We start from the raw sequence: 14,638 nt of genomic DNA on the forward strand, positions 1-14,638 counted from the left end.
CGGTCATGCGCAAAGATGCTTTGCAGCGGGAAAAACGATTCGTATCAACGGTGGATTTGTGTGTCGCCATAAGAGTGCCTGTCAGCTGTCATTCGTGCAGCACTTCGGCTATGCGCCGCGCTACCTGAACACGGTGGATGAGAGCGCGGTGATCATAGGGAAAATCGCCAAGGTGGACGGCACCGTCCAAGCACGCGGAATCGTGCGGCACCAAGCCATCGCTGGCCTGGCCGTATCGTCTCGACAGGATTCGGAACCCGTACCACACTTCTCCGCAGGTCCCCCAGTTCCGCAAAGTTCCATCCGCTCGTCCACGCAGCGTGAAGACGCGTCCGCCTGGAGCCAGACGAAGCTTCTGCAACGGGTGATCCCGATTGAACTCGGCCATTGCCGCCGGTGTGAGTTCCCGTAGAACTTGTCCCCACCCCAAGCAACCGGCCAGCTGAAGCCCCTGTGTGGCGAGCGGGGTCCCGTGATGGGGTGTCGCGACCGTGACCACGTGGCGCACCAACCCGCTCTCCTGTTCGGCGAACAGCCTGGCGACTAATCCGCCTAAACTATGGCCGATGACATCAATCGGAGCCGCCAATCCGTGTTGTCGGCGCAGCAAGTCCCACTTTCTCTGGACGCGCTGCACCTGCACAGAAAGCGCTTGCCGTCCGGATAGGTACGGCCAATCGCGGCCACAGCCGAAGACCGTTATCCCTCCCACATCCCGCCGCCACACCCGGGTACATGCGTCCGTGTACACGAGCACAACCTGGTGACCCGGCAGCGCCAACGCAAGTTCACGCAGGAACCGGCGGCGCCAGGGATGCCAGTTCAGGAGGCCATGAATCAGAAGCAGCGTCCTCTGCAAGCCCCATCGCCCACCCTGACAGATTTCTGTTGCAAACGAAAAAGCCACCCCAGGCAAAATGGCACCTGCCGGGGTGGTCATGCATCGCGCACGCCTCAGCCTTCCAAAAGCAGTGTCTCCGGGTCTTCGATCATCTGCTTGATACGGCCGAGGAACTGGACTGCTTCTGCACCATCGACAATCCGGTGGTCATAAGACAGAGCCAGGTACATCATCGGCCGGATTTCAACCTGCCCATTGACGGCAACTGGGCGCTCCTTGATGCCGTGCATGCCGAGGATGCCCACCTGCGGGCCATTCAGGATGGGCGTGGAGAACAGCGATCCAAACACGCCACCGTTGGTGATGGTGAACGTGCCACCCTGCAGGTCCTCCAGGCGCAGCTTGTTGTCGCGCGCCTTTTTCGCCAGCCGAGCAATCTCCTGCTCAATTTCGGCAAACGTCAAGCGGTCCGCCTCCCGCACTACAGGCACCACCAGGCCGCCTTCGGTCGAGACGGCGATGCCGATGTCGTAGTAGTGCTTGACCACCAACTCGGTGCCCTGAATCTCCGCGTTGAGCAGGGGAAACGCCTTGAGCGCGCCGACCACGGCTTTGGTGAAAAACGACATAAAGCCGAGACCGACGCCATGCTGCTCCTTGAACATGTCCTTGCGGCGCTTGCGCACGTCCATGATGGCCGTCATGTCCACCTCGTTGAAGGTGGTGAGCATGGCCGCCGTGTGCTGCACTTCGACCAGACGCTTGGCGATGGTCTGACGCCGACGCGACATCGGCACCCGCTCCACGCGCTTGTCCCCGGACGGCGCGGGCGCTGCCGCGGCCGGTGCGGCGGCAGGCGCGCTCGGACGGGCGGCCGGCGCCGGCGCGGGAGCGGCCAGACCGGCCGCGGCCACGTCGCCGGCGGTAATGCGTCCTGCCGGATCCCGACTGGGGACGGCCGTCAAATCAAGGCCGCGCTCCTTGGCCAACCGACGTGCGGCCGGCGTCGCCAGGGCCTGTCCGCCGTCCGTTTGCGGCGCCGACGGCTCCGCCACCGGCGGTTGATACTTCGGGCCCTCCTGGCCCGGGACTTGCTCGGCGTTGGCGGCTGCCGTCTGCGGCGCCGGAGTCGGCGTCGATGCAGGCGCAGCAGCCGGCGCTCCAGCCCCCGCCGGCGCACCGGCCCCGAGGATGGCGATGGTCTCGCCGACCTGTACCGTCTCGCCCGCTTGCTTCAAAATCTCCTGCAGGATTCCCGCTTCGTTGGCGACGACTTCGACATTCACCTTGTCCGTCTCCAGTTCCGCCACCGCTTCGCCCGCATTGACCGCGTCGCCGACCTGCTTCAACCAGGTGGCAATCGTACCTTCCACAATCGATTCCGCCAACTCCGGGACCTTAATCTCGCTCACGGCCTTGCCCTCCTACTTCACGGCTATCTTCGACTCATTCAGCTGCAATGCTTCCGAGACAATGCGCGCCTGCTCAACATTGTGCACATCCGGCTCCCCTTCCGCCGGGCTCGACCGCCTGCGTCGACCGATGTAACCAACGGTGATATGGTCGGCCACGGACGCGTGAATGCGCGGCTCCATGTAGTTCCAGGCGCCCATGTTTTTCGGTTCTTCTTGCACCCAGACAACCTCTTCCAGGTTGCTGAACCGGCTCACCACAGCCTCAACCTGCTCCTGCGGATACGGATACAGCTGCTCGACGCGCACAATGTGCACATGCTCGGGCTTGTCGGCGGCCGACTCCAACGCTGCCTCCAGGTCCAATGCCATCTTGCCGGTGCACAGGATGAGCCGTCTGACCTTGTCCGGCTGCTGTCCCAAGCCGGGCTGCTCCACAATCGGCCGAAACTCGCCCGTGCATAACTCTTGCCACGGGGAGGCCGTACGCGGATTGCGCAGCAAACTCTTCGGCGCCATCAACACCAGCGGCCGCATGTGCGGAGTCCCGAGCCGCGCAGCCTGGCGCCGCAGCAGGTGGAAGTACTGGGCCGCGCTGGACAGGTACGCCACCACCCAGTTGTCCTCGGCGGCCAACTGCAGATAGCGTTCCAGGCGGGCGCTCGAGTGCTCCGGGCCCTGACCCTCGTACCCGTGCGGCAGCAGCATCACCAAACCGGAATCCTGGCCCCACTTGGCACGCCCGGCAGCGATGAACTGGTCAAACATCGGCTGCGCGACGTTGGCAAAATCCCCGTACTGGGCCTCCCACAGCACCAAGGTTTCCGGAGCAAACACATTGTAACCGTACTCGAAGCCGAGCACAGCCGTCTCCGTCAACGGGCTGTTGTGGATGGCAAAGGTGGCCTTCGCCTGCGGCAGCGCCTGCAGGGGAGACCAGGTGCGGCCCGTGTGGGGGTCGTGCAACACCAGGTGACGCTGGGCAAACGTGCCACGCTCCGTGTCCTGACCCGTGATGCGCACCGGCGTGCCGTCCTCCAGCACAGTGGCAAACGCCAACGCCTCGGCCAACGGCCAATCCACGCGCCCGTCCCCCTCCAGGCTGGCTTCCCGCCGCTTCAAGATGCGCGCCAATTTCGGATACACGGTGAATCCTTCCGGCCAGGTCAACAGGGCACGATTAATGGCGCGCAGGCGCTCTGCAGGGACAGCTGTGCGGACCGGGTCCGGCCTGCCGACGTCTGAGATTGGCGATTTGGGCGGATCCACCTCACCCTGGGTCACCCGCTGATACTCCTGTTGCAGACGCTGCTGCACGTCCCGCTCCATCTTTTGTACTTCTTCTGGCTGCACGACACCCTGGCGCACGAGAGCATCCGCATACAGCGTCCGCACCGTCTTGTGCTGGTTGATCTTTTGGTACATCAGCGGTTGGGTGACAGCCGGATCGTCCATCTCGTTATGGCCCCAGCGCCGGTAGCCAATCAAGTCAATCAAGAAATCCCGATGGAAGCGGGAACGGTATTGGCATGCCAAGTAGATGGCGGCCAGACAGGCCTCCGGGTCATCGGCGTTGACGTGCACAATCGGGATTTCATACCCTTTGGCCAAGTCGCTCGCATAGCGTGTCGACCGGTCATCAAAACTCTCCGTGGTGAACCCAACCTTGTTGTTCGTGATGATGTGAATCGTACCCCCGGTTTGGTACCCAGGCAGGCGGGAAAGGTTGAGCGTCTCAGCCACCACACCCTCGCCCGAGAACGCGGCGTCGCCGTGGACCAACACGGCGAAGGCCCGCTTGGGGTCCTGCTTGGGCGCCCCGCCGCCCTGCCGGTCCTCCTGGGCCGCGCGGGTGAACCCTTCCACCACCGGGTTGACGACCTCAAGGTGGCTCGGGTTGTTCGCCAGGGTCAAGCGCACCTGTACCGACTCACCCTCCGTCAGCGAGCGTGCCATGCCCAGGTGGTACTTGACGTCGCCGGTCCAGCCGTAGTTGATGCCCATCGACCCTTCGGACGGTACCAGTTCCTTGTTGGGGGCCGCGTGAAACTCGGTGAAGATAACACCGTACGGCTTACCCAAAACGTGCGCCAACACGTTCAAGCGGCCACGGTGCGCCATGCCAATCATCACGTCGCGCGCCCCGGCCTCCACGGCGCAGCGAATCAGATGGTCGAGCATCGGCACCAGGATATCGACGCCTTCAATCGAAAACCGCTTCTGGCCGACAAAGGTCCGGTGCAGGAACCGCTCAAACCCTTCCACTTCCGACAACCGCTGCAAAAGCGCGCGCTTTTGCTCCGCGGTGAGGGGTCGCCTGAACGCCCCCGATTCCACCATCTGGTTCAGCCAGACGCGTTCCTCCGCCACATGCACGTGCTCAAACTCGTACGCCAGCGAATGCGTGTAAATTTCGCGCAGGCGGGCGATAGCCGTGCGTCCATCGTGGACATCGGAAGGCGCTTGCGGCCAAATCAGGCGGGCGGGGATCTGCGCCAAGTCCGCCTCCGTCAGACCATAGGTGGCCGGTTCCAAGTAATGCGCATCCCGGCCCGAGTCGTCTATCGGATCGATCTCGGCCGCCAAGTGTCCGTATGTACGGATGTTGCGGACCAACTCTGCGGCCGCTAGAACCTTCTGCCAATCGTGCACATCCGGCGCCCCGGCGCCTGCCGATGCGGGCGACGGACCGGTCTCGCCCTGCGGTGGCGGACCGTACTGGTCGAACAGCGCGCGCGTGCTCTCGTCCACCGACTGCGGATCTTCACGGTATCGTTCATACAACTCATTGATGTACCCGAGATTGGGACCGACAAATTCCCGCCACGGATTGTGCGTGTCGGCTGGTGTCCCATTCGCCATACGTCCATCTCCTCATCTCGGAATCGCTCAATCGCCATACGTAGCGTGAGGAATAATCCGGCTTGCCATACATGCTGAAAACACAGTAAAGCGCGCCCCTGCAGCGGCGCGGCGTGCATGGCAGCAAACAACTGCCGGAAACGATCCTATCACTCAGGCAGAATGGTGACAAGTACAGGATACCCTGAAAATGGAAACTATCATGAAGTCGTAATTCCCAAATGATTCTCTCCGGATCCATATACGTCCGGGCGCACGTCGCGCAGCACCGACATGGCCGTCCGCACCTGATCCACCTTGGCCAAGTCGATGTCGACACAGACAACGCCTGGCTGTGGATTGCACTCGGCGACCGTCTCCCCCCAAGGATCCACGACCATGGACCCGCCCGCAAACCGGTCCCGGTCGTTGTAGCCTACCGTGTTCACCGCCACCACGTAGGCCTGGTTCTCAATGGCGCGGGCGACACACAGTGTTCGCCAGTGGGCGGCTCGTTGTCGAGGCCACTCCGCCGGCACAAACAGCACCTTGGCCCCCGCCGCCGCATAGCGCCGGGCCAATTCCGGAAACCGCAGGTCGTAGCAGATCATGACCGCCGCCTCGGCAGCGTCGAGTGAAAACGTCGCGGCCTCGCAGCCCGCCCGAAGGTATTTATCCTCGTCCATCAAACCAATCAGGTGCACCTTGCGGTAGACGTGCCTCAGCTGTCCATCCGGAGCGAATGTCAAGGAGGCGTTGGCTACGCCCTCAGCGTCCCGCAGTGGCCAAGAACCTCCCACCACCCACAGACCAAGGCTACGCGCCGCGGCGGCCAGACGCTGGCGGGTGGGGCCGTCGATGGTCTCGGCGTGCTCATCGAGGCGGGCGAAGTCGTAGCCGCACGTCCACATTTCTGGCAGCACCGCCACCTGGGCGCCGGCTCGGGCTGCTTCCTCCAACATCCCCTCCGCCGTGCTCCAATTGGTTTCCCGCTGCCCCTGCCACACCTGCATTTGGCACAACGCAACCTGCATCAGACGCGTCCCCCTTCGAGCACCTCGTTTACAACCCGCGGCAGCACCTGGGCCAGTTGCGCCCGCTGGGCGGGGGTGCCTACCGTCACGCGAATACAGCGGTTGAGCGGCGCGACCCCAGGCATGCGAATGAACACCCCATGTTCGAACAGTTGATCGACCAGCCGCCGCACCATCCCCTCACTGCCGACGTCGATGGCCACGAAGTTGGTCGCCGAGGGCAGCGCCCGGAATCCAAGCTGCTGGGCCAACTCGCCATACTCCCTTCGCCCCCTGGCCGTCTCTTGCACCACCTGACGCACAAATTCTTCGTCTCCGAGGGCGGCCAAGGCGCCGACCTGGGCCATGCGCGCAACCCCGAAGTGAAGCCGGACCTTGTCCAGCGCGGCCACCACGTCCGGCGGCGCGATGGCGTAGCCGATGCGGGCCCCCGCCATGCCGTACGCCTTGGAGAAGGTGCGCATGCGAATCAGCCGCGGGTCGTCCAGGGCCATGGGCAGCGCCGTTCCGGGGGGCGCGAACTCAATGTAGGCCTCATCGAGTATGATCGTGCATGAATCCGGAACCTGGTCGAGAAAGGCGGCCAGTTCCGTCCCGTCGTAGTACGAGCCGGTCGGGTTGTCGGGATTGGCCAAATACAGGAGCTTCGCCCGCACCTGTTGCGCCGCCCGGGCCAAGGCCTGCAGGTCATTGCGAAACAAGTCCGTGTAGGGGACAAAGTGCAGCTGGCCTCCGTAGCCGTGGACATGGTAGTTGAACGTCGGGTACGCCCCCTGCGATGTGACCACCACATCGCCCGGTTCGATGAGTACCCGCACCACCAGCCCCAGCAGGTCGTCAATCCCGCAGCCGACGGAAATCGCTTCATAGGGAACCTGGTGCCGCTTCGCGAGGGCCTGGCGCAGGTCGTAGTTTTCGGGGTCCCCGTACCACGCCTGCGCCGCCAAGTGTTCCTGCATAGCGGCCAGGGCCCTGGGTGAAGGCCCAAACGGACTCTCGTTGGCACCCAGCCGCAGGGCGATGGAAACCCCCGTTTGCCGCTCCAGCGTCTCCGGGCCCACAAACGGGACCGCTGCGGGCAAACTCTGTATCAACTTCGCAAATCGCTGTTGCCGTGAAGTCAACGTACCATCCTCCTATAGGGAATCGGTTCCCGACGCCGTGGTGGTTTCAGCCTGTGCGGTCACCTGGGCGGATATAGGCAGGGCTTCGCCCTCCTGCGGACCCCCGTCGGCGGCCCAACCGTCGCTGCCGGCCAGCCGGAACAGGGCCTCCCGGGTCTCGCGAAAGACGGTCGCCTGAAAGCGCACCATGTCCTCCACGTCGGCAAACATCGGATGCCTATGCACCGCCGTCAGACAAAACTTATCGCCTTCAGCCGGGCGCAAGCTGCCCAGGCGAACCATGCCAGCTAACGCCCGTCTTACCGCCCGCGTTGTTTGCATTGGGTTGACCAGCTCTGGGACCAGCCGCGCCCCGGGCGGCAGGTCCAGGACACGCTGGCGGACGGCCTCCCGGGCTTCGGCGGCGCTGAACACGGTCCCTGGCGGCAAGGTGCTCAGCCAGTCGCAAAGCACTTGGCTCACCACCACCGGCCTGGCTGCCGCGACCCACGCGTTCACCGCCGCCACGTCCGTTTTCACCTCGGGCGGAATGCGCCCCACGCGCACGTACAGGCTCAGGGAACGGTGCACGTACGGATCGTAGCTGAGCGAGAACGCGTACACGTTCCTGGCGAGTGGCGCCAACTCTATGTACGACTGCCGAAACCGCATCATCCTTCCGTCCTGAGAATACCGCCCTTCCGGCGTGAGGTAAAGCGCCCTCCCGGACAGCAGGACGGCCCGTATCTGGTCCAGCTGCTGGCGGATGCGTTGCTGCTGCGCGCGGCGAACCTGGCGGCGCAGGTCATCGACCAGGCACGTGCTCGGCATCCGCTCCATGGAGCGCTCGGCCCAACGCACACTCCACAGCCGGGACAGCGGTTGATCCGGGGAGAGGCCGAGCCGCTCCAACCACGGGGCGGTAAACACCTCGCCCAACGATACGTTCCCGCGCAACCGCAACGCCTCGTAGGCGTAGCTCTGCAACGGCCGCGCCAGTGGCTGGTTTTCTATCGGCAGCACCCCGATGCTGCGAAACAAGGGCGCCAGGTTCAACCGGTAGAGCAACGGCCGCAGCCACGCCGGGCCGCGAAAGGCCAAGAACCCCGGTTCAAACAGGCGTTGACTCGCGGCGCAGTAGACCGGATGTCGGTGGGTCCGGCGCAGGTTCAGCCAGGCGGGAATGACCATGCCTTCCAGGTCGTGTTGGTGATTGGACACGATCAGCGAACCCCCGTGCAGCTGCGGCAGCGGCCCGTCGAAACGCACCCGATAGCAGAGCCGCACGTAACCGGCCACGATGCCGGCAATCAGGAGGCGGAGCGGCACGCCCCACCACGGGGATGGCGGCGTGAGGGACGGAGCCGGACCAGGTGCCTCGGGCGCGGTCGCAGCGGGAGCACTGGCCGACGGATAAGCTGCCGTCCCTGGCTGCTCTGCGCTGACGGACCGGCCATCGTCCGCAAAAGTCGGATGGCCCATCCCGCGGTGCAGCCGGTCCTGACTGCGGATCGACCAGACCACCAAGGCGCCGGCCAAAAACGAGGCCGCCGCAAGCAGGAACAAGCGCCGATAGCCGATGGTGGCCGTGGCGGCACTGGTCAACACCCAGCCGCCCGCCATGGGCGCAAGGACGGCGGGGATAGCGGATGCGACACCCCAGATGCCCAGGTCGCGGCCGACATGCTCCCGATCCGGCAGCACATCGACGGTCAGCGCCCAACTGGTGGCCAAAAATCCACCGAAACCCAGTCCAAACACCAGAGCAAACACGAGAATCCACCGTTCCGCCTGCAGGAAGGCAAAGCCGCCCGCGGCGAGCGCCATCGGCACAATGGACACGGCGGTCAGGCGGCGCCGCCGGCTGGCGTCCGCCACGCGGCCGAGCGCGATGCTGGCGAACACCGCGCCAATGAGCGCAAGGCCCGCCACAAACGCGGTTCCCTGGGACGGATTCGATATGTGCAGGACGTCGTGAAAAAAGTACAGAACAAACGTCATCAAGAGCGTCATACCGAACGAGATCAACGCTTGGGCGAAAAAGATCCGCACGAAATCACCCCGGCTGCGCTGGGCGCGCCGAGCCCGACGTGTCGGAGCGTCCGTCTTCGGCAGGCAGAGAGTGGTGACAAGAAAGCCCACGAAGATCACGCCGGCCATTGGCAGCAGTGACACCTTCGGCGACAAGGCGGCCGTTCCGAGGCCTAATATGGTCCCGAGCAGGACGGCGGCCCCGTTGTATCCGGAGGCCTGTCCCCGCCGAGATTCCGGAATCACCTCCGACCACAGCGCTTGATAAGCAACCGTGGCTGTACTATGTCCCAACATGGTCACCAGGCACCAGAACATGAACCAAGCCTCGCTGGGAGCGAGATACATTCCGACCAGGCCGAGCGCGTTCAGCCCCCCGCCGATACGGAGGCTGCCGTGTCGTCCTCCGAGCACCCCCCTGTCGGCCAAGACACCGACCACCGGCGGGACAATCATGGCCACGAAGGCGCTGAGCGTCGCCAACTGCGCCAGGACGATGGTGTGCTGGGCCGGAGCCAGCCGTATGAGCATCGCCGGAACCGAAATGGTCAACAGCGCGGAAGACTGAAAGTTGAGTGCAAAAGCATAGATGTTGGATGTGAACAACAGGTGTTGACCTTTGTCTGTATGCAATGCGGCCTGCTCCCCCCATGCCATACAAGTCTCAATCTCAGTCTACTCTTTCTTGGACCGAAAGATAAACAAGGGCGCATCCGAGCGAAGTCGGATACGCCCTTGCCCAATTGGCCGCAGTGGCTCATGCCGAGTGGACGCGGCCCTGCACCCATTCGAGAATTTGTTGTGGATGCACAGGGATCTCGGTCACAAACACGCCAAACGGCGCCAGCGCGTCCGAGACGGCTCCGGCCAGCGCGGGCGGAGCGGCAATCAGCGACCCTTCCCCCATGCCTTTGAAGCCACCGACGTTGGCGGAAGGGGTTTCGATGTGGGTTACGCGCATGCGCGGCACGTCGGTGGCCGCCGGCAGCAGATAATCCATCAGCGAAGTGGTCACCAACTGTCCGCTGTCATCGTACCGCAGCTCCTCCAGAAAGGCACTGCCGATACCCTGCGCCACGCCGCCGTGAATCTGCCCCTCGACAATCATGGGATTGATCAACCGACCGCAGTCGTTGACCACCACGTAGTCGAGCACACGAACAAACCCGGTCTGCGTATCGACCTCGACCAAGGCCACGTGCGTCCCGTTGGAATACGTGGTGGAAAGTGGCGGCTGGTAGCGCACGACCACCTCTAGCCCCGGCTGCATGCCCTCGGGCAAGCGGGCCACGTCGGTGTAGGCAATGCGGGCCAAATCCCGCACCGAGTAAGCGCGGGCGGGGACGCCTTTGACCTGGGCGTGTCCGTCCACCAGTTCCACGTCTTCCTCCGCTGCCTCCAGCAGATGGGCGGCCAGCTTCATGAGCCGCTGGCGCATCTCCTGACTGGCGCGGAGCGCGGCACCCCCGCCGATGGTGCCGGATCTGCTGCCACCGGTGCCGCCGCCGAACGGGGCGCTGTCGGTGTCGCCGTGCATGACCACGACGTCTTTGACGTCCACACCCAACTGGTCCGCAATCAACTGCGCCATCGTCGTCTCGTGCCCTTGACCGGAGGGGCCAAGGCCCAAGGCTGCGGTCACCGTGCCGGTCGGTTCGATGCGGATGGAGGCCGCTTCGTACGGGGTAGATCCAGCCTCCGATTCGGCCCCGGCGGACGGTTCCACGAACGTGCAGATGCCGATGCCCAGGTAGCGTCCCTGCCGCCGCAGCTCCGCCTGTTCGCGGCGGAACCGCTCGTAATCGATGAGCGCCAGCGCCTGCTCCATCGACTCCGCGTAAGACCCAGGGTCATACACGTTGCCGGTAGCCGTCTGGTACGGAAAGTCTTCGTCGCGGATGAAGTTGACGCGGCGCACATCGGCCGCATCCTTGCCCAAGTGTCGGGCGACCAAGTCGACGATGCCCTCCTGCACCTGCGCCCCCACTGGCCCCCCGACGCCGCGGTAGGCCCCTTCCGGCGCCTTATTGCTGAACACACAGTCCACCGTGATGGACACGTGCGGGATCTTGTACGGCCCGGTCAGCATGCTGGTAGCCCAACCGGCCTCGCCGACGGCGCCCGGAAAGCCGAGAAACGGATAGGCGCCCGTATCGCCAAACACGTGGTCGCGCACCGCCAGAATACGCCCTTCCTCATCAAAGGCCACCTCCACCTCGTGCCGGTTGTCGCGCGCGTGCGCGTCGGCCAACAGGCTTTCCGTACGGTCGCTCACCCACTTCACCGGCCGTCCCAACCTGCGCGCCGCATCGGCGACCACCAGGTATTCCGGGTACAGCATCGCTTTGATGCCAAACGCTCCTCCGACCTCCGGCACGATCACACGAATCTGGTTTTCCGGCATCTGCAGCAGCTCGGTGAGTTGCGAGCGGAATTGATGCGGCGATTGATGCGAGACGTAGACCGTCAGCCGCCCGGTCGCCGCATCCAGCTGCGCCATGCAGCCGCGCGGTTCCATCGGGACGCCCGTCTGGCGGTGCGTCACGAAAGTCGCCTGGGCCCGGTGAGGGGCGCTCGCGAAGGCCTCGGCAAACCCCTCCGTCTGATGCTCCGTGTGGTGAAAGAGGTTGGCTCGATGGGCATGGACACGCCGCCCCTCGTCCGACAGCGCCTCGTCGAAGCCGAGCACGGGCGGCAGCGGATGGTACACCACGCGCACCCGCTCCGCCGCGTCCTCCGCCACATACCGGTCTTCCGCGAACACCGCCGCCACCGCTTCGCCGACAAACCGCACCTCGTCCTTCGCCAGCACCGGTTGACCCACGTCGTAGCGCTCGGTGTACATCGTGATCCCGCAGTCCTCGGCCGTCCAGACCGTGTACACACCGGGGACAGCCAACGCCTCCTCCACGTCGATGGACACAATCCGCGCCGCCGGCCGATTGGAACGGACGAACGCCACGTGCAGGGTGCCCGGAACGTCGATGTCGTCCAGGTAGCGGCCGCGACCGCGCAGCAAGCGCGCATCCTCAAGGCGTGTCACGCGCGCACCGGTGAACTGGGGCTTCAACGGCCCTTGCATCATGCTCACGCCTGCTCACCCCCCGCTGCTTCGTTCTGGCCCTTGGCGGCCACCTCCAGCTTCGCCGCCCCACTCTCCCGGCGCACCCGCGCGGCGTCCTGCACCGCAGCCACAATCGACTGGTAGCCCGTGCAGCGGCAGATGTTTCCCGACAGCACCTCGCGGATGGTCTCTTCGTCAGGGTCGGCGTTCTCTCGAAGCAATGCCTCCACCGTTACAATCATGCCCGGCGTACAAAACCCGCACTGCAGCGCGTGGTGGCGCTCAAACGCGGCCTGCAGCGGGCTCAGCCCTTGCTCCGGCGTCAGTCCCTCGACGGTGGTGATGTCGTGCCCCTCCGCCTGCACCGCGAACATCAGGCAACTGCGCTGCGGCTGCCCGTCCAGCAGCACCGTGCAGCTGCCGCACACCCCTTGTTCGCAGCCAACATGCGTCCCGGTCAAACCCAACTGGTGGCGCAAGACATCGGACAACAGCCAACGCGGCTCCACGTCCAGCGTATGCCGCTGCCCGTTGACCATCAGGGTTATGCTTGTCTTTGGCCGTCCAGCGGCCGCGCTCTCGCTTACCGACTGCATGCTCAGTTCCCCCTTCCGCTCGCTATCGCGCGCTGGTACGCCTGCTCCGCCGCCACCGCAGCGAGCTGACGGCGGTAGCGCGCCTCCACCTCGTCTTCCGGCCCGTCCAGTTCGGCCAGAGCGGCTGCAAACTGCCGCCCCCGCGAAGCGGCATCCGGCGACAACTCCATCTCCTGACGATCCGGCCGCCCACCGACGCCAAACCACGTCACGGCGCCCGCATGGCCCGCTTCGGCGACCTCCACGAACGCGCCGGCCAGCGCAAAGTCGCCCGGTCGCCGGGCGTGCTCCGCAAATCCGTAGCGGACGCCGCTCGGCAGCGGCAGCTCGACCGCGGTCAGGAGTTCGTCCGGCGCAATGTCGGTCATCAAATAACCGTAGAAGAACGCGTCCGCGTCCACCCGCCGCTCCCCGTGGGCACTGGTCAGCACCAACACGCCTCGGTGCGCCACCGTGGCCGCCGGCAGTTCTGCGGCGGGATCTGCGTGAACGAGGGAACCGCCGATGGTGCCGCGGGTGCGAATCGCCCAGTGACCAATCTCCGCCGCCGCCGCGGCGAGGGCCGGGAAATGCTGCACGACCAAAGGATGGGCCAGCAGCTCCTGATGCCGCACCAACGCGCCGATGCGCAGCACCCCACCGTCTGCCTCAACCGCCGCCAACTCGCGCAAACCATTGATGTCCACCAGCGTCTTCGGACGGCTCAGACGAAAGTTCATCAGCGGCACCAGGCTTTGCCCGCCGGCAATTACCTTCGCCTCCTCTTCCTGAGCCAAAATGTCCAAGGCTTCGGCCAGGGATTTGGGGCGATAGTAGGAAAACGAGATCGGTTTCATGACATCCCTTCCTCATCGCTATCGTTTGTCAAGCCACTGCGCAAGCCCGTATCCCACGTCAGACGCAGCAGCGCAGAGGCAGAGTGGCCGGGGACCATGCGGTCAATGAACGGCCGCGCCGCCAAGAGAGCGCGGGTCCGCGGCGCAAACCCCGGTGTCCCCAGCCAGGGATGTACCCACAGAATGCGGCAGCCGCGGCGGCGGACGGATCGAAGCGCCCGCGCCAGGACGGCCGGATCTCCCGCGTCCCACCCGTCACTGACCACCACCACAGTGGTTTGCGGCGTCAGCCAGCGGCGGCCCGAGTCCTCCACCCATTCCGCGAGCACCTCCCCCAGCCGGGTGCCTCCGCGCCACACCTGCTGCAGGCGGTCGAGCCCACGCTTGGCCTGCGGGTAAGGCTGACGAAACAGCGCCGTCGCGTCCACCAAGCGGTTGGCGAACAAAAACACCCCGACCTGGGGCAAATCGCGCGCCAATGCGTACAGCCACGGCGCGTACAGGGGAATGAATTCCGCCATCGATCCCGATACATCCCACAGCACGGCCACACGCCCGGGACGGGTGAACCGTCGGCCTGGGGCCACATGGAGACTCATGCGGCCGAGCCTCGCCCACAGCCGCACGGTGCGCCGCCAATCGACCCCGCTGTCGGGCCGTGTCTGCCACAGGCGACGGCTGGGCTGCAACGGCATCCCGACCGTCCGCAGCGGCCGCTCAGCCCACGCAGGCAGACGGTCGGGCAGAGAATCGACGGTTCCCCCCTCTCCCCGGCTCGCGCTGCCGGCGCCCAATTGAGCAAACTTGGGTGACGGTGGGGTGCCGCGGGACGTAGCCAGCGCCGATACGGGCGCGGACACCTCGCTGGCGGCATGCCCAG

Annotated in this window: 10 protein-coding genes; all 10 read right to left on the reverse strand. The window is 65.0% G+C overall.

What is annotated here, in order from left to right; genetic code table 11:
• Positions 1-88 precede the first annotated feature (88 nt).
• The 10 genes from ASH01S_RS03290 to ASH01S_RS03335 all read right to left on the reverse strand — a co-directional run bounded on the left by ASH01S_RS03290 (position 89) and on the right by ASH01S_RS03335 (position 14,618).
• Entirely contained in the window at positions 89-859 is a 771-nt protein-coding gene (locus ASH01S_RS03290) for an esterase/lipase family protein (protein WP_169794174.1), read from the reverse strand.
• A 95-nt stretch (positions 860-954) separates the two neighbouring features.
• Positions 955-2,253 (reverse strand): 2-oxoglutarate dehydrogenase complex dihydrolipoyllysine-residue succinyltransferase, encoded by a 1,299-nt coding sequence (odhB, locus tag ASH01S_RS03295; protein ID WP_067923404.1) that lies wholly within the window; start codon positions 2,251-2,253, stop codon positions 955-957.
• Positions 2,254-2,265: 12 nt separating this feature from the next.
• The gene (locus tag ASH01S_RS03300; protein ID WP_067923406.1) at positions 2,266-5,115 is read right to left on the reverse strand and encodes a 2-oxoglutarate dehydrogenase E1 component; all 2,850 of its coding nucleotides are present in this window, start codon (positions 5,113-5,115) and stop codon (positions 2,266-2,268) included.
• Between the two features lie 200 nt (positions 5,116-5,315).
• Entirely contained in the window at positions 5,316-6,128 is an 813-nt protein-coding gene (locus ASH01S_RS03305; RefSeq protein ID WP_067923409.1) for a carbon-nitrogen family hydrolase, read from the reverse strand.
• Positions 6,128-7,252, reverse strand: a complete 1,125-nt coding sequence (locus ASH01S_RS03310) for a pyridoxal phosphate-dependent aminotransferase (protein ID WP_067923412.1) — start codon at positions 7,250-7,252, stop codon at positions 6,128-6,130. Before ASH01S_RS03310 ends, ASH01S_RS03305 begins: the two co-directional genes overlap by 1 nt.
• A gap of 12 nt (positions 7,253-7,264) precedes the next feature.
• The gene (locus ASH01S_RS03315; RefSeq protein ID WP_067923415.1) at positions 7,265-9,895 is read right to left on the reverse strand and encodes an MFS transporter; all 2,631 of its coding nucleotides are present in this window, start codon (positions 9,893-9,895) and stop codon (positions 7,265-7,267) included.
• 124 nt (positions 9,896-10,019) lie between these two features.
• A complete protein-coding gene (locus tag ASH01S_RS03320; protein WP_245628917.1) occupies positions 10,020-12,347 on the reverse strand; it encodes a xanthine dehydrogenase family protein molybdopterin-binding subunit in 2,328 nt (775 codons plus the stop codon).
• 2 nt (positions 12,348-12,349) lie between these two features.
• Positions 12,350-12,922, reverse strand: coding sequence for a (2Fe-2S)-binding protein (locus tag ASH01S_RS03325; protein WP_067923418.1), 573 nt, complete (start codon positions 12,920-12,922; stop codon positions 12,350-12,352).
• Between the two features lie 2 nt (positions 12,923-12,924).
• Positions 12,925-13,758, reverse strand: coding sequence for an FAD binding domain-containing protein (locus ASH01S_RS03330; RefSeq protein WP_067923421.1), 834 nt, complete (start codon positions 13,756-13,758; stop codon positions 12,925-12,927).
• Positions 13,755-14,618 carry a VWA domain-containing protein gene (locus ASH01S_RS03335; protein ID WP_157066960.1) on the reverse strand — a complete coding sequence of 288 codons (864 nt, stop codon included), beginning with the start codon at positions 14,616-14,618 and terminating at the stop codon, positions 13,755-13,757. Before ASH01S_RS03335 ends, ASH01S_RS03330 begins: the two co-directional genes overlap by 4 nt.
• Positions 14,619-14,638 lie beyond the last annotated feature (20 nt).

Origin of the sequence: Alicyclobacillus shizuokensis NBRC 103103 (genome assembly GCF_001552255.1) — a bacterium.
In the GTDB taxonomy this organism is placed as follows: Bacteria; Bacillota; Bacilli; order Alicyclobacillales; family Alicyclobacillaceae; genus Alicyclobacillus_G; species Alicyclobacillus_G shizuokensis.

What these genes read in the sequence shown, in the direction of transcription:
- ASH01S_RS03300 (WP_067923406.1), bottom strand. Translation starts at nt 5,115, where the DNA reads ATGGCGAATGGGACACCAGCCGACACGCACAATCCGTGGCGGGAATTT.
- ASH01S_RS03305 (WP_067923409.1), bottom strand. Translation starts at nt 6,128, where the DNA reads ATGCAGGTTGCGTTGTGCCAAATGCAGGTGTGGCAGGGGCAGCGGGAA.
- ASH01S_RS03320 (WP_245628917.1), bottom strand. Translation starts at nt 12,347, where the DNA reads ATGATGCAAGGGCCGTTGAAGCCCCAGTTCACCGGTGCGCGCGTGACA.
- ASH01S_RS03325 (WP_067923418.1), bottom strand. Translation starts at nt 12,922, where the DNA reads ATGCAGTCGGTAAGCGAGAGCGCGGCCGCTGGACGGCCAAAGACAAGC.
- ASH01S_RS03330 (WP_067923421.1), bottom strand. Translation starts at nt 13,758, where the DNA reads ATGAAACCGATCTCGTTTTCCTACTATCGCCCCAAATCCCTGGCCGAA.